This is a genomic window from Streptomyces sp. NPDC050997 (assembly GCF_040660135.1).
Taxonomy (GTDB): domain Bacteria; phylum Actinomycetota; class Actinomycetes; order Streptomycetales; family Streptomycetaceae; genus Streptomyces.
The window spans coordinates 26,039-45,214 of the sequence record NZ_JBFAGK010000032.1 but is presented as its reverse complement, the minus strand read 5'-3'; the positions used below and the strand labels follow the sequence as shown (position 1 = coordinate 45,214).

Annotated in this window: 12 protein-coding genes; 7 read left to right on the top strand and 5 right to left on the bottom strand. The window is 71.2% G+C overall.

The annotated features are described in order from the left end of the window. Positions 1-54: 54 nt before the first annotated feature. The 7 genes from AB0H86_RS41145 to AB0H86_RS41115 all read left to right on the top strand — a co-directional run bounded on the left by AB0H86_RS41145 (position 55) and on the right by AB0H86_RS41115 (position 10,895). Complete coding sequence (locus AB0H86_RS41145; RefSeq protein WP_362450894.1) at positions 55-1,140, top strand: S-(hydroxymethyl)mycothiol dehydrogenase; 1,086 nt, start codon at positions 55-57, stop codon at positions 1,138-1,140. 204 nt (positions 1,141-1,344) lie between these two features. Further along, complete coding sequence (locus AB0H86_RS41140) at positions 1,345-3,855, top strand: FAD-dependent oxidoreductase (RefSeq protein ID WP_362450891.1); 2,511 nt, start codon at positions 1,345-1,347, stop codon at positions 3,853-3,855. A 21-nt stretch (positions 3,856-3,876) separates the two neighbouring features. Further along, positions 3,877-5,031, top strand: coding sequence for an N-methyl-L-tryptophan oxidase (gene solA / locus AB0H86_RS41135; protein WP_362450888.1), 1,155 nt, complete (start codon positions 3,877-3,879; stop codon positions 5,029-5,031). Positions 5,032-5,042: 11 nt separating this feature from the next. Continuing rightward, complete coding sequence (locus tag AB0H86_RS41130; protein WP_362450885.1) at positions 5,043-6,185, top strand: aromatic ring-hydroxylating dioxygenase subunit alpha; 1,143 nt, start codon at positions 5,043-5,045, stop codon at positions 6,183-6,185. Then, the gene (locus AB0H86_RS41125) at positions 6,166-7,632 is read left to right on the top strand and encodes an aldehyde dehydrogenase family protein (protein WP_362450883.1); all 1,467 of its coding nucleotides are present in this window, start codon (positions 6,166-6,168) and stop codon (positions 7,630-7,632) included. The genes AB0H86_RS41130 and AB0H86_RS41125 overlap by 20 nt, the downstream gene beginning before the upstream one ends. A 108-nt stretch (positions 7,633-7,740) precedes the next feature. Continuing rightward, positions 7,741-9,309, top strand: coding sequence for an amino acid permease (locus AB0H86_RS41120; RefSeq protein WP_362450880.1), 1,569 nt, complete (start codon positions 7,741-7,743; stop codon positions 9,307-9,309). A gap of 35 nt (positions 9,310-9,344) precedes the next feature. After that, positions 9,345-10,895, top strand: a complete 1,551-nt coding sequence (locus AB0H86_RS41115; RefSeq protein WP_362450877.1) for a GMC oxidoreductase — start codon at positions 9,345-9,347, stop codon at positions 10,893-10,895. A 110-nt stretch (positions 10,896-11,005) separates the two neighbouring features. On the opposite strand, the gene AB0H86_RS41110 is transcribed toward AB0H86_RS41115, so the two are convergent. From AB0H86_RS41110 to AB0H86_RS41090, 5 genes are all read right to left on the bottom strand, one after another. Continuing rightward, complete coding sequence (locus AB0H86_RS41110; RefSeq protein ID WP_362450874.1) at positions 11,006-15,613, bottom strand: hypothetical protein; 4,608 nt, start codon at positions 15,611-15,613, stop codon at positions 11,006-11,008. A gap of 36 nt (positions 15,614-15,649) precedes the next feature. Next, the gene (locus tag AB0H86_RS41105) at positions 15,650-16,540 is read right to left on the bottom strand and encodes a hypothetical protein (protein ID WP_362450871.1); all 891 of its coding nucleotides are present in this window, start codon (positions 16,538-16,540) and stop codon (positions 15,650-15,652) included. Next, positions 16,537-16,794: a hypothetical protein gene (locus tag AB0H86_RS41100; protein ID WP_362450869.1), complete on the bottom strand. Its 258-nt coding sequence runs from the start codon at positions 16,792-16,794 to the stop codon at positions 16,537-16,539. Before AB0H86_RS41100 ends, AB0H86_RS41105 begins: the two co-directional genes overlap by 4 nt. Before the next feature lie 2 nt (positions 16,795-16,796). Then, positions 16,797-18,323 (bottom strand): hypothetical protein, encoded by a 1,527-nt coding sequence (locus tag AB0H86_RS41095; protein ID WP_362450867.1) that lies wholly within the window; start codon positions 18,321-18,323, stop codon positions 16,797-16,799. 133 nt (positions 18,324-18,456) lie between these two features. Continuing rightward, entirely contained in the window at positions 18,457-19,152 is a 696-nt protein-coding gene (locus AB0H86_RS41090) for a GntR family transcriptional regulator (RefSeq protein WP_362450865.1), read from the bottom strand. Positions 19,153-19,176 lie beyond the last annotated feature (24 nt).

Genomic DNA, 19,176 nt, shown 5'->3' with positions numbered 1-19,176 from the left:
TGTTCCTCATCGCGCAACCCATCGTGCATTGCGCAACAGCAGAGGAGCTAGGTCGTGCCACATGAGGTTCGTGCCGTAGTCGCTGTGAAGAAGGGCGCACCCGTCGAGGTGCAGACGATCGTCGTCCCCGACCCCGGTCCCGGAGAGGTACTCGTCGCCGTGCAGGCCTGCGGGGTCTGCCACACGGACCTGCACTACCGCGAGGGCGCGATCACGGACGACTTCCCGTTCCTGCTGGGTCATGAGGCGGCCGGCACGATCGAAGCGGTCGGCGCGGGGGTCACCGACCTCGAACCCGGCGACTACGTGGTGCTGGCGTGGCGTGCCCCCTGCGGCACCTGCCGCTCCTGTCGCCGGGGCCGCCCCTGGTACTGCTTCGACTCCCGCAACGCCACCCAGTCGATGACCCTGCTGGACGGCACCCCACTCAGCAACGCCCTCGGCATCGGCGCCTTCGCCGAGAAGACCCTGGTCGCGGCGGGTCAGGCCGTGAAGATCGACCCGGCCGCCCGTCCGGAGGCCGCGGGCCTCATCGGCTGTGGCGTGATGGCGGGTTACGGGGCCGCGGTCAACACCGGCCGGGTGGGCCGCGGCGACTCGGTCGCCGTCATCGGCTGCGGCGGCGTCGGCAACGCGGCCGTCGCGGGCGCCTGCCTCAACGGTGCCATGAAGGTCATCGCCGTCGACATCGACGACAAGAAGCTCGACCAGGCGGAGAGGTTCGGCGCCACGCACACCGTCAACTCCCGTGGCACGGACCCGGTCGAGGCGGTACGGGCCCTGACCGACGGCTTCGGCGTGGACATCGCGATCGACGCTGTGGGCCACCCGGAGACCTTCAAACAGGCCTTCTACATGCGCGACCACGCGGGCCTCCTGGTCCAGGTCGGTGTGCCGTCCCCCGAGATGAAGGTCGACCTCCCGCTGATCGACGTGTTCTCACGCGGCGGCGCCATCAAGTCGTCGTGGTACGGCGACTGTCTGCCGAGCCGCGACTTCCCGTTCCTCATCGACCAGTACCTGTACGGGCTCCTGGATCTGAACGCGTTCGTCACCGAGACCATCGCGCTGGACCAGGTGGAGGATGCCTTCGCCAAGATGCACCGGGGCGAGGTGCTGCGCTCGGTGGTGGTCCTGTGATCGTCGACGCGGCCCACGACGCCCGTACGACCGCACAGGACCGCGCCTGATCAGCCGCACAATCCCGGCACCCCGCACCCCGGCACCCCGCACCCCGGCACCCCGCATCCCGGCACCACACCCGGCGTCCCAGATCGCGCGGCGACGCCGACCGACCCGGCGCACGCTTCCCGACCAGCAGTTGCCAACCCGGCAAGGAGGGGCATGTCCAGCACGCCCGAAAAGGGTTCCACGCCCGCAAGCCGCCCGCACTCACCGCGCGTGGTCGTCGTCGGCGCCGGCATCGTCGGCTGCTCCCTGGCCGACGAGTTGACCGCGCGCGGCTGGACCGACGTCACCGTCCTCGAACAGGGCCCGCTGGCCGCCCCGGGGGGCTCCACCTCGCACGCACCCGGCCTGGTCTTCCAGACCAGTCCGTCGAAGACCCTCGCCGAGTTCGCCAAGTACACGGTCGAGAAGTTCGTCTCGCTCGAAGTGGGCGGCGTCCCCTGCTTCAACCAGGTCGGCGGCCTGGAACTCGCCACCACCCCGGAGCGCCTCGCCGAACTGCACCGCAGGGCCGGTTACGCCGCCGCCTGGGGAATCCGAGGCGAGGTCGTCAACACCGCCCGCTGCATGGAACTCTGGCCGCTCCTGGACGAGTCGGTGGTGCTCGGCGGCTTCCACACCCCCGACGACGGCCTCGCCCGCGCGCTTCTCGCGTCCCACGCCCAGAGGGAACGGGCCACCAGGAGGGGCGCCCGGTTCCTGGAGCGTCACACGGTCACCGGGATCGAGAAGCAGGACGGCCGGGTCACCGCCGTGGTCACCGACCAGGGCACCTTTCCCGCCGACCATGTCGTCTCCGCGGCCGGTTTCTGGGGCCCGGTCATCGGCCGTATGGCCGGAATCGACGTACCGCTGCAACCGCTCGCCCACCAGTACGCCAGGACCGAGCCGCTCCCCGAGCTGAGCGGGGCGACCACGGAAGCCTCGAAGCCGATCCTCCGCTTCCAGGACCGCGACCTGTACTTCCGCGAGCACACCGACCGCATCGGCATCGGCTCCTACGCCCACCGGCCGATGCCGGTCGACCCGTTCGCGATCCTGCCGTACGACGAGGCCCGCGCCCGGGACATGGACATGCCCTCCTCGTTTCCCTTCACGGAGGAGGACTGGGCGCCGAGTTGGGAGGACTGCCGCAGGCTGCTCCCATCTCTGCGCAACGCCGAGATCGAGGAGGGCTTCAACGGCGTCTTCTCCTTCACCCCGGACGGTATGCCGGTCGTCGGCGAGTCGCGTCAGCTGCGCGGCTTCTGGCTGGCCGAGGCCGTGTGGGTCACCCACTCCGCCGGTGTGGCGAAGGCCGTCGCCGAGTGGATGGTCGACGGGCGCCCCTCCCTCGACCTGCACGAGTGCGACCTCACGCGATTCGAGGAGGCGCAGCGTTCACCGTCGTACATCCGTGAACGCGGTTCACAGCAGTTCGTCGAGGTGTACGACGTCCTCCACCCGCTCCAGCCCATGGAGCGGCCACGCCCGCTGCGCGTCAGCCCCTTCTACGCCCGCCAACAGCAACTGGGCGCCTACTTCCTGGAGGGCGGAGGCTGGGAGCGCCCGCACTGGTACGAGGCGAACGCCCCGCTCGTCGACACGCTCGACGCGCTGCCCGAACGCGACGCCTGGTCGGCCCGCCACTGGTCCCCCATCGCCGCCGCCGAGGCGAGGGCGACCCGCGAGAAGGTCGCCCTGTACGACATGACCCCCCTGCGGCGCCTGGAAGTCAGCGGCCCGGGCGCCCTCGACTTCCTGAACCGGATGACCACCAACAACCTCCGCAAGAAGCCCGGCGCGGTCACCTACACCCTCCTCCTCGACGAAACCGGCGGCGTCCGCTCCGACCTCACCGTCGCCCGTCTCACCCCCGACCGCTTCCAGGTCGGCGCGAACTCCCCCGCCGACCTCGACTGGCTCACCCGGCACGCCCCCGACGACGTCCACATCCGGGACATCACCTCCGGCACCTGCTGCATCGGCGTCTGGGGCCCCCTGGCCCGTGACCTCGTCCAGCCGCTGACCCGCGACGACTTCTCGCACGAGGCCTTCGGCTACTTCCGCGCGAAGGAGACGTACCTGGGGCACGTCCCGGTCACGGCGATGCGCCTGTCGTACGTCGGCGAGCTCGGCTGGGAGCTGTACACCACCGCCGACCTGGGCCTGCGCCTCTGGGACACCCTGTGGGAGGCGGGCCGGGGCCTCGGCGTGGTCGCGGCCGGGCGCTCCGCCTTCAACTCCCTGCGTCTGGAGAAGGGGTACCGGGCCTGGGGCACCGACATGACCGACGAACACAACCCGTACGAGGCGGGTGTCGGCTTCGCCGTCCGCACGGACAAGGAGTTCGTGGGGCGCGCGGCACTCACCGACGCGCCCCTCACCCGCAAGCTCACCCCCCTGCTCCTGGACGACCCCGCCGCCGTGGTCCTCGGCAAGGAACCGGTGTACGCCCCCACGCTCGACTCCGCTGGAGCGGGAGGTGCCCCCATCGGCGCCCCGGCCGGCTACGTGACGAGCGCGTCGTACGGCTACACACTCGGCCGGTGCGTCGCGTACGCCTGGCTGCCGGCCGGTCTCACCACCGGCACCTCGGTGCACATCGAGTACTTCGGCGAGAAGGTCCCCGCGACGGTCGCCGAGGAGCCGCTGTTCGACCCGAAGATGACCCGCATCCGGCGCTGACGCACCCTCAGGAGGCATGCGATGTCCCCCACCTACGACGTGATCGTCATCGGTCTCGGCGGCATGGGCAGTGCCGCCGCCCATCACCTGTCCGCGCGCGGTGCCCGTGTGCTCGGCCTGGAGAAGTTCGGCCCGGTGCACAACCGGGGCTCCAGCCACGGCGGTTCACGGATCACCCGGCAGTCGTACTTCGAGGACCCGGCGTACGTCCCGCTGCTGCTGCGCGCCTACGAGCTGTACGAGGACCTGGAGCGGGCCACCGGCCGCCAGATCGCGATCCTCCCGGGCGGCGTGATGGTCGGCCGCCCCGACTCCCGGACCGTCTCCGGCTCACTGCTCTCCGCCCGGCAGTGGGACCTGCCGCACGAGATGCTGGACGCCAAGGAGATCCGCCGCCGCTTCCCGACCCTCACGCCCAAGGACGACGAGGTGGCTCTGTTCGAGCGGAAGGCCGGTCTGCTGCGCCCCGAGAACACGGTCGCCGCGCACCTCCAGCTCGCCACCCGGCAGGGCGCCGACCTGCACTTCGAAGAACCGATGACACGCTGGGAGCCGTACCGGGACGGTGTGCGTGTCCACACGGCCGAGAACACCTACACGGCCGGACAGCTGGTGATCTGCCCGGGGGCGTGGGCGCCGCGGCTGCTCACCGACCTGGGGGTGCCGTTCACGATCGAGCGGCAGGTCATGTACTGGTTCCAGCCGACCGGCGGGGTCCGGCCCTTCCTCCCCGAGAACCATCCCATCTACATCTGGGAGGACGCGGACGGCGTCCAGGTCTACGGCTTCCCGTCCATCGACGGCCCCGATCTCGGCGCCAAGGTGGCCTTCTTCCGCAAGGGCCGGGAGACCACCCCGGAGACCATCGACCGGACGGTCCACCCGGACGAGATCAAGGCGATGGCCGACCATATGGCCGGCTGTGTCCCGGATCTTCCCGGCACCTTCCTCAAGGCCGCGACCTGCATGTACTCCACCACGCCCGACGAGCACTTCGTCATCGCCCGCCACCGGGCGCATCCGGAGTCGGTGACCGTGGCCTGCGGGTTCTCCGGGCACGGGTTCAAGTTCGTGCCCGTCGTCGGCGAGATCCTCGCCGACCTGGCCCTGACCGGCAGCACCGAGCATCCCATCGGCCTGTTCGACCCCGCCCGCCTCGCCGCCGCGCCCGTCTGAGGAGCACCCACGTGACGACGACCCCCATCGCCCCCAGCCTGATCGCGACGCTGCCGGGCCACTACTACACCGATCCGGAGCTCTTCCGGCAGGAGCAGGAACACATCTTCGAGTCGATGTGGTTCTGCGCGGTCCGCAGTGCCGACCTGGCCGCGCCCGGCGCCTTCCGCACCGTCCAGGTGGGCCGCGAGAACGTCATCATCACCCGCACCCGCACCGGCGACCTGCGCGCCTTCCTGAACGTCTGCCGGCATCGTGGGGCCCGTCTGTGCACGGAGGAGTCGGGCGAGGTCCGCCGCAGCCTCCAGTGCCCGTACCACGCGTGGACGTACGACCTCGACGGCAGGTTGATCGCGGCCCCCAACTTGATCAAGATGCCCGACGTCGACCGTGCCGCGTACGGGTTGATCAAGGTGTCCCTGCGGGAGTGGCTGGGGTACGCCTGGGTGTGCCTCGCCGACGAGCCGCCGTCCTTCGAGGACACGGTCGTGGACGCCGCCGTCGAACGGCTCGGCGACACCGCCGCCATCGAGCACTACGGTGCCGAGAACCTGGCGCTCGGCAAGCGGATCGTGTATGACGTGAGGGCCAACTGGAAGCTGATCGTCGAGAACTTCATGGAGTGCTACCACTGCGCGACGATCCATCCCGAGCTCACGGATGTCCTGCCGGAGTTCGCCGATGGTTACGCCGCCCAGTACTACGTGGGGCACGGAGCGGAGTTCGGTGAGGAGATCAAGGGCTTCACGGTCGACGGGAGTGAGGGCTTCGGCAAACTGCCGGCCGTCTCCCAGGACCAGGACCGCCGTTACTACGCCATCACGGTGAAGCCGACGGTGTTCATCAACCTCGTACCGGACCATGTGATCATCCACCGTATGTTCCCGCTGACAGAGGACCGCACGGTCGTCGAGTGTGACTGGCTGTACGCGCCGGAGGTGGTGGAGTCGGGGGCGGACGTGTCGAAGTCGGTGGAGCTTTTCCACCGGGTGAACGAGCAGGACTTCGAGGCCTGTGAACGGACGCAGCCGGCGATGGCATCGCGCGCCTACCGCAGGGGTGGTGTGTTGGTCCCCAACGAGCACCACATCGGGATCTTCCACGAGTGGCTCGTGGAGAGGCTGGGAGGCGGCCATGGCGGACCTGTTCATTGACGGCGCGTGGCGCGGTGCCCTCGACGAGCGCACCCGCGAGATCCGCTGCCCCGCCGACGGCTCCCTGGTGGGGGTCGTGGACGAGGCGGACGGCAAGGACACGGTGGCGGCGATCGACGCCGCCCGCCGGGCCTTCGACGACGGGCCGTGGCCGCGCACGTCCCCGAACGAGCGCGGTGACCTGCTGCTGCGGGTCGCCGACCTGCTCATACGCGACAAGGCCGCGCTCGCCCGCGCGGAGTCCCTGGACACCGGGAAGCGGCTGGTCGAGAGCGAGTACGACATCGACGACATCGCGAACTGCTTCCGCTACTTCGGGCGGCTGGTGGCGAGCGAGACCGGGCGGGTCGTCGACACCGGGACGGAGGGTGTCGACAGCCGGGTGGTGTACGAGCCGGTCGGCGTCTGCGCGCTGATCACGCCCTGGAACTACCCGCTCCTGCAGACGGCGTGGAAGGTCGCGCCGGCGCTCGCCGCCGGCAACACCTTCGTGCTCAAGCCGAGCGAGCTGACCCCGCACACCGCGATCCACCTCACGCGGCTGCTGGCGGAGGCCGGGCTCCCGCCGGGCGTCGCCAACCTCGTCCTCGGCGCCGGTCCGCAGGCGGGCGCCCCGCTGGGCGACCATCCTGACGTGGACCTCGTCTCCTTCACGGGCGGGCTCCAGACCGGCCGTGGCCTCATGGCCGCCGCGGCCGGGACGGTGAAGAAGGTCGCGCTCGAACTCGGCGGCAAGAACCCCAACATCGTCTTCGCCGACGCCGACTTCGAGACGGCCGTGGACATGGCGCTGACCGGCGTGTTCCTGCACTCCGGGCAGGTCTGCTCGGCGGGGGCCCGGCTGCTGGTCGAGGACGTGCTGCACGACCGGTTCGTCGAGGAGGTCGTCCGCCGGGCCCGCGGGATCCGCCTGGGCGGGCCGTTCGACGAGCGGGCCCAGACCGGTCCGCTGATCTCGGCGGCGCACCGCTCGAAGGTCGAGGCGTACGTCGCCGGTGGCCTCGCGGAGGGGGCGGTGCTGCGCTGCGGGGGCGAGCGTCCCTCCGGACCCGGTCTCGACGACGGCTTCTACTATCCGCCCACCGTGCTGGACGAGTGCTCCGCGAGGATGTCGGTGGTCCAGGAGGAGTCCTTCGGGCCGGTGCTCACCGTCGAGCGCTTCACCGGCGAGGACGAGGTGGTGCGCCTCGCCAACGACACCGTCTACGGCCTCGCCGGCGCCGTCTGGACGAGCGACGAGGCCAAGGCGGCCCGGGTCGCGGGGCGGCTGCGGCTCGGCACGGTCTGGATCAACGACTACCACCCCTACGTACCGCAGGCGGAATGGGGCGGTTTCAAGCAGTCCGGCTTCGGGCGAGAACTCGGTCCGTCGGGCCTCGCGGAGTATCGCGAGACGAAGCACATCTGGCGCAACACGGCCCCGACACCGCAGGGTTGGTTCGACTGACCCATCCGCAACAGCCCGCGCACACCCCCTGCGTATCACCCCTCATTGGTCCCGGCACCCGCAACGAGCCGCTCCCTTCCCCTCCTCCGGCCCACCAGGAGTCCGCTCATGACGACCACCGAGCAACCGACAGGCCCACAGAGCAACGACGACACCGAACTCAACGAGTTCGGATACAGACCCGAACTCAAGCGCACCCTAGGCAACTTCCACACGTTCGCCGCCGGAATCAGCTACATCTCGATCCTGACCGGAACCTTCCAGCTGTTCTACTTCGGCTACGCCAGCGGCGGCCCCGCCTACTGGTGGTCGTGGCCGATGGTCTTCGTCGGCCAGTTCATGGTCGCCCTGTGTTTCGCGGAACTGGCCGCCCGCTATCCCGTCGCGGGCTCCGTCTACAACTGGTCGAAGAAGATAGGCAATCCGCACCTCGGCTGGCTGGCCGGCTGGATGATGCTGATCGCGTCGGTCGTGTCGATCGCGGCGGTGGCGCTGGCCTACCAGTTGACGCTGCCCCAGATCTCCTCGTTCTTCCAGTTCGTGGGTGACGGCACCGGCAAGTACGACGTGGCGACCAACGCGGTCATCCTGGCCGCGGTGTTGATCCTGTTCACCACAGTGGTGAACGCCTTCGGCGTCAAGTTGATGGCGAGGATCAACACGGCGGGCGTGTTCATCGAGTTGATCGCCACTGTCGTACTGATCATCCTGTTCGCCGTCCACATCACCCGCGGTCCGCAGGTCGTCACGGAGACGAACGGCACCGGCGCGGCCTACGGCAACGGTTACCTGGGCGCCTTCCTGGTGGCCTCGCTGGCCTCGGCGTACGTCATGTACGGCTTCGACACCGCGGCCTCGCTCGGCGAGGAGTCCCTCGACCCGACCCGCAACGCGCCGCGCGCCATCATCCGGGCGATCGTCGCCTCCTTCGTCCTCGGCGGCCTCATCCTGCTTCTCGCGCTGATGAGCGTCTCCAGCCTGAAGGGCGACAAGCTGTCCACGGACGGCCTGCAGTACATCGTGCTCGACGTGCTCGGTCCGACGGCCGGCAAGGCGATGCTGTGGTGCGTGTTCATCGCGGTCACGGTGTGCGCGCTCGCGGTCCACACGGCGGCGATCCGGCTGGCGTTCGCGATGGCCCGAGACAACAACCTGCCCGCGTCGGCACGGTTGGCCAAGTGCCACCCGCGCTTCCAGACGCCGGTGCTGCCGACTGTGATCATCGGGATCCTCGCGCTGGCGATCCTCGTGGTCAACATCCGCCAGCCGCAGATCTTCACGGTCGTCACCAGCATCGGCATCATCATGATCTACCTGGCCTACCTCGGTGTCACCGTGCCGATGCTGGTGGCACGGCTGCGCGGCAAGTGGCAACCGGCGGACGGAGGCAGGTTCTCGCTGGGCCGCTGGGGCCTGCTCGTCAACATCGTCGCCGTGGTGTGGGGCGCGGCCATGACGATCAACCTGATCTGGCCCCGGTCGGCGGTCTACAACGCCGCGGCTCCCTACCACTGGTACCTGCGCTGGGGCGCCGTCCTGTTCGTGGGAGTCATCGCGGGCGGCGGCTTCGCCTACTACTGGTTCGTCCAGCGGCACAAGACCGGCGTGCTGGCCGACCACAAGTTCCAGGAGTCGGCCCCGCCGGCCGGCCCCTTCGCCGCCCCGGCGGCGGAGTAGCCCGGCCGCGTCCGGCCAGAAGGAGGTCAACACTCATGAGCATCGATGAGTTCGACTATGTCGTGGTCGGTGGCGGCACCGCCGGCAACGTGGTGGCGGCCCGCCTCTCGGAGGACCCCTCGGTCACGGTGTGCGTCCTGGAGGCCGGTCCGAGCGACGTCGGCGACGACGACGTCCTCAGACTCGACCGCTGGATGGGGCTGCTGGAGTCCGGCTACGACTGGGACTACCCCATCGAGCCACAGGCGAGCGGCAACAGCTTCATGCGGCACGCCCGGGCCAAGGTGCTGGGCGGCTGTTCGTCGCACAACTCCTGTATCGCCTTCTGGGCGCCGGCCGAGGACCTCGACGGCTGGGCGGCCAAGGGCTGTACGGGCTGGAGCGCCGCCGACCTCTTCCCGCTGTACCGGCGGCTCGAGCACAACGACGCCCCCGGTGACCACCACGGCCGAACCGGACCGGTGAAACTGCGCACCCTGAAGAGTGACGACCCCTGCGGCACGGCCCTGCTGGAGGCGTGCGCACAGGCCGGGATCCCGACGACGCCGTTCAACACGGGCTCGACGGTGGTCCGGGGCGCCAACTGGTTCCAGATCAACTCCGACGAGAACAACACCCGCCAGTCGTCCTCCGTGGCGTACCTCCACCCGATCCTGGGCAAGCGGCCGAACCTGGAGGTCCGGACCGGGGTGCGGGCCAAGAACCTCGTGCTCGACGGGCGGCGGTGCGTGGGCGCCGCTTATCTGGACCCGGACCTGATCCACACCCGGACGGTACGGGCCCGGCGCGAGGTGATCGTCTCGTGCGGGGCGATCGACACCCCGAAGCTGCTGATGCTGTCCGGAATCGGACCGGCCGAGCAGCTGCGGGAGGTCGGTGTGGAGGTCGTGGTCGACTCGGCCGGTGTGGGCGAGAACCTCCAGGACCACCCCGAGGGCGTGATCATGTGGGAGGCCAGGCAGCCCATGACCACCACGTCCAGCCAGTGGTGGGAGGCGGGCATCTTCTACGACACCGAGGAGGGCCTGGACCGGCCCGACCTGATGTTCCACTACGGGTCGGTGCCGTTCGACATGAACACGGCACGCTGGGGCTATCCGACGTCAGAGAACGCGTTCTGTCTGACACCGAACGTGACGCGGGCGAGATCACGGGGCACCGTGCGGCTCCGTACCCGCGACTACCGGGACAAGCCCAAGGTCGACCCGCGCTACTTCACGCACGAACACGACGTGCGGGTCATGACCTACGGGCTGCGTCTCGCCCGGCGGATCGCGGAGCAGCCCGCCCTGAGCGGCTGGGCGGGCGCGGAACTGGCCCCCGGGCCGGACGCACGGACCGACGAGGAACTGCTCGACTACATCCACAAGACCCACAACACCGTCTACCACCCGTCCTGCACGGTGAAGATGGGCGCGGACGACGACACCTCGGCCCCCCTCGACGCGCGGTTGCGCGTCAAGGGGGTCGCGGGGCTCAGGGTCGCCGACGGGTCCGTCATGCCGGACCTCGTCAGCGTCAATCCGTGCATCACGACGATGATGATCGGCGAGAAGTGCGCCGATCTGCTGAAGGAGGACGCGTAGGCAAGCGCCCCAAAGGGGCGCGGGGCTGTGGCGATGTGCGGCTCCGCCGCGTGGGCGCGACCAGCCACGAACGGCCCGCAGTTCCCCACTGCCGTACCTCTAGGGGCGCTCTACGCCGGTCGCTTGAACATCCGCGTCGCCGTGATCTCGCTGTGCGCGTCCTCCCCGGCGAGAGCCTCCGGCAGTCCCGGCCTGAGGTGTTCCTCCACGCTGATGTACTTCAGCCCGGCCCGCAGGTCGGCGTCGTTGCGCATCCGGATGACCAGCGGGAACTCGGCGAGCGCGGTCGTGTCGAAGAGGCCTGTGGTGTACAGGAGTTGGACACCGAGCGCGTCCGACACGGCTCGCTGGAGCTCCAGCAGGTAGGTGGCGTTGGCGCGCCCGATCGGGTTGTCGAGGAACAGCGTGCCGGCGTGCCGGTGCTTGTCGCGTCCCCGGTCGTTCGAGCGCAGCGCGGCCATCGTGCAGTACAGGGCGATGGCGGCCGTCAGCAGCTGACCGCCGGAGAACACGTCACCCATCTGCCCGACGGGCACGCGCTCGGCGCGCAGTACGGCGTCCGGCTTGAGGATCTCGACGGCGACTCCCTTGGGCTGGAGCGCCGCGGCCACCCCGCGCATCAGCAGGGACATACCGTCGCGCCGCAGGTCAAAGTTCTTCTTGACGGCCGCGCGGGTCGCCTCGTCGATGACCTCGCCGAGCCGCTCGGTGAGGGTGGCCTGGTCGGGCTCGTCGAAGCGGATACGCAGGAACTCCTGCCCGGACCACTCGCCGAGCCCTTCCGGCAGCCGCGACAGCCGCTGCGCGGATCGGAGCGTGGCGAGCGCCGACTCCACCAGCCCCCGGAGCCGGTCCACGATCGAGTCCCGGTTCCGCTCCAGCTGAGCCAACTCGTCGGTGAGGACCCGGAGTCGGGGTGCGAAGGCGTCGGCCCACTTCTGGGCGTGCTCGGGCAGCGCGGACGCGGGCAGCTCACGGATCTGCTGTCGGGCGGGCGTGCGGACCTGCTCGTAGCGGGTGGAGTTGGCGTGCCGGACGAGGATGTCACTCGCCTCGCGCACGGCGCCCTCGGCGGCGGACAGCTCGGCGGCACAGCCGCGCAGGGACCGCCGGGCCTCGGCGGCCGACTGCCGCGCCTCCTCCAGGCTGCCCGGATACGGCTCGGGCTCCTCCTGATCCTCCTCCGTGGTGTGTTCGCGCAGCAGGTCGCGGAGCATCGCGGCGATCTCGTCGAAGCCTCCGGCCCCGTCCTCGGCGGCGCGGTGCGCGTCGAGGAGTTCGGCGTGCGCCTCCCGGGCCCGGCCCAACGCCTCGGTCCGCGAGGCCAGTTCGGTGGTGGCCGTACGCAGCAGTGCCTGCGCGTGCTCGGCGTCGCGGGGCTGCTGTTCCTCGGGCAGTTCGGTATGCGCGTCGCCGTCCTCGGGCGCGTGCCGCTCGGCCTCGCCCCGCAGGCGTCCGAGTTGCTCGCTCGCGGTGGACATCCGGGTCTCCAGGAGCTGCACCAGCTCGTCGGCGCGCGCCACGGCCGCCTGCCGGGAGGGTCCGTCGGAGCCGTCGATCGACTGGAGCAGCTGCTCCGCGCGCGTGCGGACCTTGTTGCTCAGCCGGTCCAGGTCGGACCGCGCGGCGCTCTCGTCGCTCTCCGCCCGGGCCTGCTCGGTGCGCAGATCGGCACCGACGCCGACCTTCTCGTACACCTGGGATGCGGCCCGATACGCCTCGCGGAGAGCGGGCAGGGACGCCCTGGGGTCGTCCGCGGGGCTCTCCGGTACGTCGTCGGGGGCGCCGGCGATCTCGGAGCGCTCGGCGCGCAGCGCACGGGCCGTGCGGCGGGCGTCGTCGGCGGCGCGCTGGGCGCCACGGCGGTCCTCGTCGGCGGCGCGGGCACGGTCCAGGCAGGTCTGGGCACGGGCTTCCGACTCGGTCGCCTCGTCGGCGAGTTCGCGCACCTTGACCTGCCAGCCGGCCCGCTCCCGCAGCCGGAAGGCGAGCCCGGCGAGGGCGTCGGCGGCCCGCCGGGTCTTCTGGGCGGTCTCCTGCCGTTCGTCGCGGACCTGCGCGGCCTCGGCGGCGGCTTCGTCGGCCTCGGCCCGCACGGTCCGCGCCTCGGTCAGTTCGGCCTCGGACTCCTGGGCGAACGCCCGGGTGTCCCGGGCGGCGTGGGACAGCTCCACCATGCGTCCCGCCGGGCAGCCGGTGCGCCAGGAGGAGAGCCGGGCCGCCAGCTCCCGGTCCTTTCCGAGCCGCGCCGCCAGGCCCCGGATCTCCTCGTCCCGCTCGGTGGCCCGGGCCCGCAGCGCCTGGCGTTCCTCGTCGGCGGCGTGCTCGTCGTGCATGGCCGGGTTCGGCGGTACGAGGAAGACGTCACCGCCGTCCGCGTCGGGCGCCGGGGTCGGTGCGAGCAGGGCGGCGGCCGTACCGACCGCCACGGCGGACCGCGGCAGCAGCGCGGCGTCGCTCAGCGCCCCGCGGGCACGCGCGTGCGTGGCCGGGTCGGTGATGATCACTCCGTCGACCAGCTCCGGCCGGGCGGCGAGGACGCGCGCGTGGTCGGCCGGGTCGACGGCCTGGGCGAGATAGCGCCAGCCGGGCAGGGCGGGGATCCCCTGCTCACCGAGGAATTCCACGGTGGCCAGCACGTCCGGCCCGGGCGGCAGCAGCCCGCCGTCACCGAGCGCGCCGAGGATCCGGGAGTCGTCGGCGGCGGCGGTCCGCAGCTCGAAGAGCTGCCGTTCGGCGGAGGAGACTGCGTCGTCGAGGAGTTCGCGCAGCTCGTCGGCGAACCGGTCCAGGTCCTCGGGGGTGAGACCGTCCCGGGGGCCGTTGTCGGTGCCCTGCCGGGGCGATGGAATCGCGGACGGGCGGGCGTCGCCGCCGGTCAGGCTCAGCAGCTCCGCCAGCCGCTCCTCCCGGGCCAGTGCCTCGGCGAGGCGGCGTTCGGCCTCGTAGGACCGTTCCGCCGCGGTGGCCGCGTCCTCCGCGCGGGCCGCTGTCAGCTCGGCGCGGGACTCGACCGACGCTGCCTCGCGGGCGTGCTCGGTGGCCCGGCGTGACGCCTCGCGCGCGGTGTCCCAGGCGGCGACCGCCGTCTTCTCGGCGTCGCTGGCGGCGAGGGCCGCGCGCGCCGGGTCGGCGTCGGGCGCGGTGTCGTCGAGCCAGCCCGCGCGCACCGCCTCGGCGGTCTCCTGTTCGACCTCGGTCAGGCGCTGCCGCAGATGCCCGACCTCGCTCCGGGCGCGCTGCGCCTCGGTGGCGGCGGAGGTGGAGTCCCGGTGCGCGGACTCGCCGACCTCCTGGAGGGCGGCGGAACGCTCCTCCTCCTCGTTGGCGAGGGTCTCGGCGCTCCCCGCCGCCGCGTGCAGGACCCGTACGAGATCGACGGCGGCCTTGGTGCGGGCGGCGAGCGCGGGGGCCGCGTCCCGCTCGGCCTCCTGGATCGCGGTGGCCACCCGTGCCACCCGGTCGGCGGCGGCGCGGTGCCGCAGTACGGCCTCGGCGGCCTGCCAGGCGGAGTGCAGGGTGCGCGCGTCGGCGAGCTCACGTTTCTGTGCCGCGGCCGACTTCTCGGCGGCGGTGAGCGCCAACGAGGCGTGTCGGTAGGCGAGTTCGGCGGCGATCAGCGCACTGCGGTCCCGGGCCGCCTCGGTGTGGGTGACGGCGGACGCGGCAGTGGTCACCCGCTGGGCGAGGTCGGCCGCCCGCACCCGCTCCCGGGCTCCACGCGCAGACAACCGGCGCGCCGAGGTCCTCGTGCGGCGCTCGGCGCCGGTGTGGATGTCCCGTGCGCGGGAGCGGGCCTCGGCCGCCTCGACGATCCGCCCGAGGAGGTCGGCGGACCCGGCGGTGAAGTCGCGTTCGGCGATCAGTTCGGCGCGTCGACCCAGCTTGTTGCCGAAGCCGCTGACCAGGTCGGCCAGGCCGTCGGTGTCACGGGTGTCCGTCACCGCGCGCAGCAGCAGGTCGGTGAAGTCGGAGTCCTTCTTGACCGCGAAGAGGCCGGCGGCCTCGCCCTCGTCGGCGTTCATCTCGCGCTGGTAGCGGAAGAGTTCGGGGTCGAGGCCGAGGTCCCCGAGGTGCTCGATCCAGCGGTCGTGGATCTCCTCCCAGTGGACCTCCAGATGCGGGTAGGCCTTGCCCGCCTCGGTGATGGCGTCCCGGAAGCCCTTCATGGTCCGCCGCCGCCCTTGGGCGCCCGACTGCCCCTCGGCGGACGGCCGTACGGCGGTGGACTCCGCGACGGGCAGGCTGTCCAGGCTGAGTCCGGGGCCGGGCCGGAAGGAGTACCAGGCCTCGGCGAACTTCCGCGGGTCGTTGGAGACCTGCCGCCCCCGCCACTCGCTGGCCTTGCCGACGACCACGCACTCCCCGGTGAGCACGTGCTGCCACTCCAGCGCCACGTGACCGCAGTCGTCCGCGAGCAGGAACTTCCGCAGCACTCCGGAGCTGGCGCCACCGAGGGTGTTGCGGTGGCCCGGCAGCATCACGGAGAAGATCAGCTTGAGCAGGACGGACTTGCCGCCGCCGTTCTCCAGGAAGAGCACACCGGCGGGCGCGGGCCGGCGTGGCGGGCCGACGGGCTCCTCCTGGAAGAACTCCGCCTGGGCGGGCGCGGGTTCGGGCACGATCTCGCCCACGCCCCGCAGGTCAAGCACGGTGTCGGCGTAGCGCGCACCGGCGGGTCCGATGGAGTAGAGGCGGACCCGGGACAGCTCGTACATGGCGGACTCTCGTCGTTCTTCGGCAGGTCAGGGGGGTCAGGGCGACGAAGGCGTGTGGAAGGGCAGCCCGGCGTCGGCCACCAGGTCCAGTTCGTCGGTGTCCTCGGCGGGCAGCAGCGTCGGTGTGCCGTCGGTCACCGGCACGACGCCCAGTTCGAGCAGTTCGGCCATGGCGGCGGTCCCGGCCATGTCCCGCACCTGGAGCTGGTAGCGGGCGGTGGTCCGGTACGTGCCGCCGCTGTCGTCGCCGGTGCGCTGCAGGAACCCGGAGTCGGTGAGGAACGCGACGGCCTTGCCGACGATGCCGGTGGTGGAACCGGCGAGCCGGCGCGCGTCCTTGGTGGCACCGGTCGCGCTGCGTCTGACCCAGATCCGCCAGGCGGTCTCCAGACCGGGCGCGTCGGTGGCCGGGTCGGTGTTCTCGCCCTGTTCCTCGGCCCGCTCCTCCAGGCGCCGACAGGCCTGTCGTACGAACGCGTCGACGCCGTTGACGGAGACGCGCCCGATGTACCCGTCGTCGGCGAGGTCCTCGGGCCGCGGGAACGCCAGGGCGGCGACGGCGAGATGCGCCAGTCCGTGCAGGAACCGGTCCCCGCCGTCGGCGGACGTCCGGCGCGCGTAGTCGCCCATCCGTACGGCGAACACGGAGTCCTCGGCGGCCGTCACCGCCATCCCCGCGCGCGGGGACACCTCCAGCACGACCAGCCCGAGCCCGGCGGCCACGGCGTCGGCGAGCCGTGCGAACGGCGGGTCCTCGCGATAGCGCCGCAGCAGCTCCGTGTACTCCTGGTCCCGCGCGGGCTGCAACTTGGGCTGCAACCCGAAGGCGACGAGCCGCGCCGCGTCGGCGGCGTCGGCGGGGGTGACGGCGGCGGTCGTCGGCGCGGGGCCGGCTTCCGGCTCACTCCAGTCGACGTGCTCGGTCACGGTCGGGGCTCCTTGTCGGGGTGGTTCGTGTGCCGGTGGTTCGTGTGGCGGTGGTTCATATCGCGGCGGTTGATGTCGTGGCGGTTCATGTCGCGGCGGTTCATGTCGCGGCAGTTCATGTCGCGGCAGTTCATGTCGCGGCAGTTCATGTCGCGGCAGTTCATGTCGCGGCAGTTCATGTCGCGGCAGTTGATGTCGCGGCAGTTGATGTCGCGGCAGTTGATGTCGCGTTGGTCCGTGAAGAGGTACGTCACGTCTACGCCGCCTCCGTCCGGTCCGCCGCCATCCCCGCCGCGTCCAGGAGGGCCGTCCCGACGATCAGGTCGGCGCCGCCGAACTCCGGGTCGTCCAGCTCCGTCCCGTCGTCCACGGAGAACAACAGCTTCTCCTCGCCCTGCCGATAAGCCGTACCGACCGGCGGGCTGGCGGCGTGCACCGCCAACAGGGCGACCAGGTAAGGCAGTTCGGTGTCCCGCTTACGCGCCTCGGCGAGCAGTCCGGAAAGTCTCCGGGGCGCGTCCGCCGGCAGGTCCAGCAGTTCCTTCGCCGCCGCCAGCTGTTGCTCGCTGAACCGACTGTCGTCCGGCGTGGCGATGAGATCCGGTTCCGGCATTTCCGCGCCCAGATGTTCCCGCTCCATCGGCGGCGTCAGCAGTATGTCGACGAGGTCGCCGACGCGCACCGACACCGGTGTGCGCAGACCCGTCCCGCGTGCGAAGAACGCGTCCGTGACCCGGACCGCCCGCTCCAGGGCCAACGTCAGGACCGGGGCGAGCAGATGCCCGTACAGGTCCGTCCCGGATGTCGTCATCGGAGTGGCGAAGGCCTGCCGGTCCTGCTCGGCACGGAACAGTGGGCCGGCCTCCAGCAGGCGGGACTGCAACTGCGTGTGCCGCCGGATGCAGTCCTTCACGATGTCCACCAGCTCGGCGGCGCGCCGCTTCTGCTCCGGGTCCTCGGACTCGTCCCGTGCCTTGCGGATGTTCGTGAGGATCGCGTTCTCGTGCCGGTACCGGTCCGCCACGTGGTCGAGGGCCTCGGCGATCATGTCGGGCACGGTGGTGAGCCAGTCCACCGCCCGGACGTTGCGCCGGGTGGCGTCCAGGGCCCGCCGCAGGGTCTCCGAGTACTGGACCGTGCGGTACCGGGCCTGTTCGGCGGCCAGTTGGGCGTCCGCGAGGCGGCCCCGGCTGATCAGCACCTCCAGCTTGACCTCAGCGGCGATCTGCGCGCTGGTGACGTCGGTGTCGAGGGCGCCCACCAGGACGTTGACGGCCTCGTCCGTCGTACGGAGGTACACCGAGCCGCCGGGGCCGGGCACCTCCTCGATCAGCTTGAAGTCGTAGTCACGGCGCACATAGGTGCCGTCCGACGCGAACGTGCCGTACACCGCCCGGAAGCCGCGGTCGACGCTGCCGACGTTGATCAGGTTCTCCAGGACCCAGCGGGCCACGCGCTCGTGTTCCGGGACCGGGCGCTGCGGCGCCTGGGCGGCGATGCGGGGGATGAGCCGGGCGACTATCTGGTCGTGGTCGGCGCCCGTGTCGAAGTCCATGTTCAGGGTGACCAGGTCGATGGCGGACAGAGCCACCTCCGCCATGCCGTACATCGAGTACTCGCCGGCGAGGTTGGCCTTGCGCGCGTCCAGGTCGTGCAGCGGCGCGGTGCAGGCGAGCGCGCGCAGCCGCCGCGCCAGCCCCTCGTCGGCGGCCGGGCCCGGTGCGGGGCGCGGCCCCGCGCTGAGCTGGGGCGGAACGCTGTCCGTCGAAGCAGGCGAAGTCACGGTGCACAGACTAGGTCCTCGGTCTGACAACTCCCCAAACGACGCGGATCGCCCCCGGCCGTCGGGCGGGCGACTACCGGCGGTGTTTCGTCCGCGGGCCGTCGTGGGCCGGCCGCGCGGTTCCCCGCGCCGCTCAGGTGCCCTCCCCCACCCTTCGCCTGTACACCTCGACCACGCGTTCCAGCGAGTCGGCGAGGTAGACCGCGAGCAGCTTCTCCGCCCCGCCCTTGTCCCCCGCCCGCAGCGCCTGCAGGATCTGCTGGTTGCGCGCGAGATACGGCTCGTGCAGCCGGCGCGGGTCGTCCACCACATGGAAGGCGAGCCGCAGCTCGGCGAAGACGCTGCGCATCAGTTCGTCGGTGCGGTCGCTGTCCGCGAGCGCCACCAGCTCCCGATGGAAGTGAATGTTGGCCGTCCCCAGCACTTTCCAGTCACCTTCACGCACCGCCCGCTGCCCTTCGGCCACGGCTTCCGTAAGTCCGTCGAGGGCGTACGGCGGCTCACCGAGATCCCGTACGACAGCACACTCGACGAGGCCGCGGGTCCGGTAGATGTCCTCGACGTCCTCGACGGTCAGGACCCGGACGAAGACGCCCCGGTTCAACTCGTGGACGAGCAGGCGTTCGTGGGTGAGCAGCCGGAACGCCTCGCGCAGGGTGTTGCGGGAGACCCCGAGCGCACCGCCGATGCTGTCCTCCGACAGCCGGGTTCCGGGCGGGAAGTACCCCTCGGCGATACGGGTCCTGAGGATGTCCGAGACCCGTTCCGCGGTGCTGGTACGACCCAGGAGGGCACGGTCGTCCGCCAGTCCCGTCAGCTGCTCTGCCATGCCCGGAATTCAACCGCAGATACA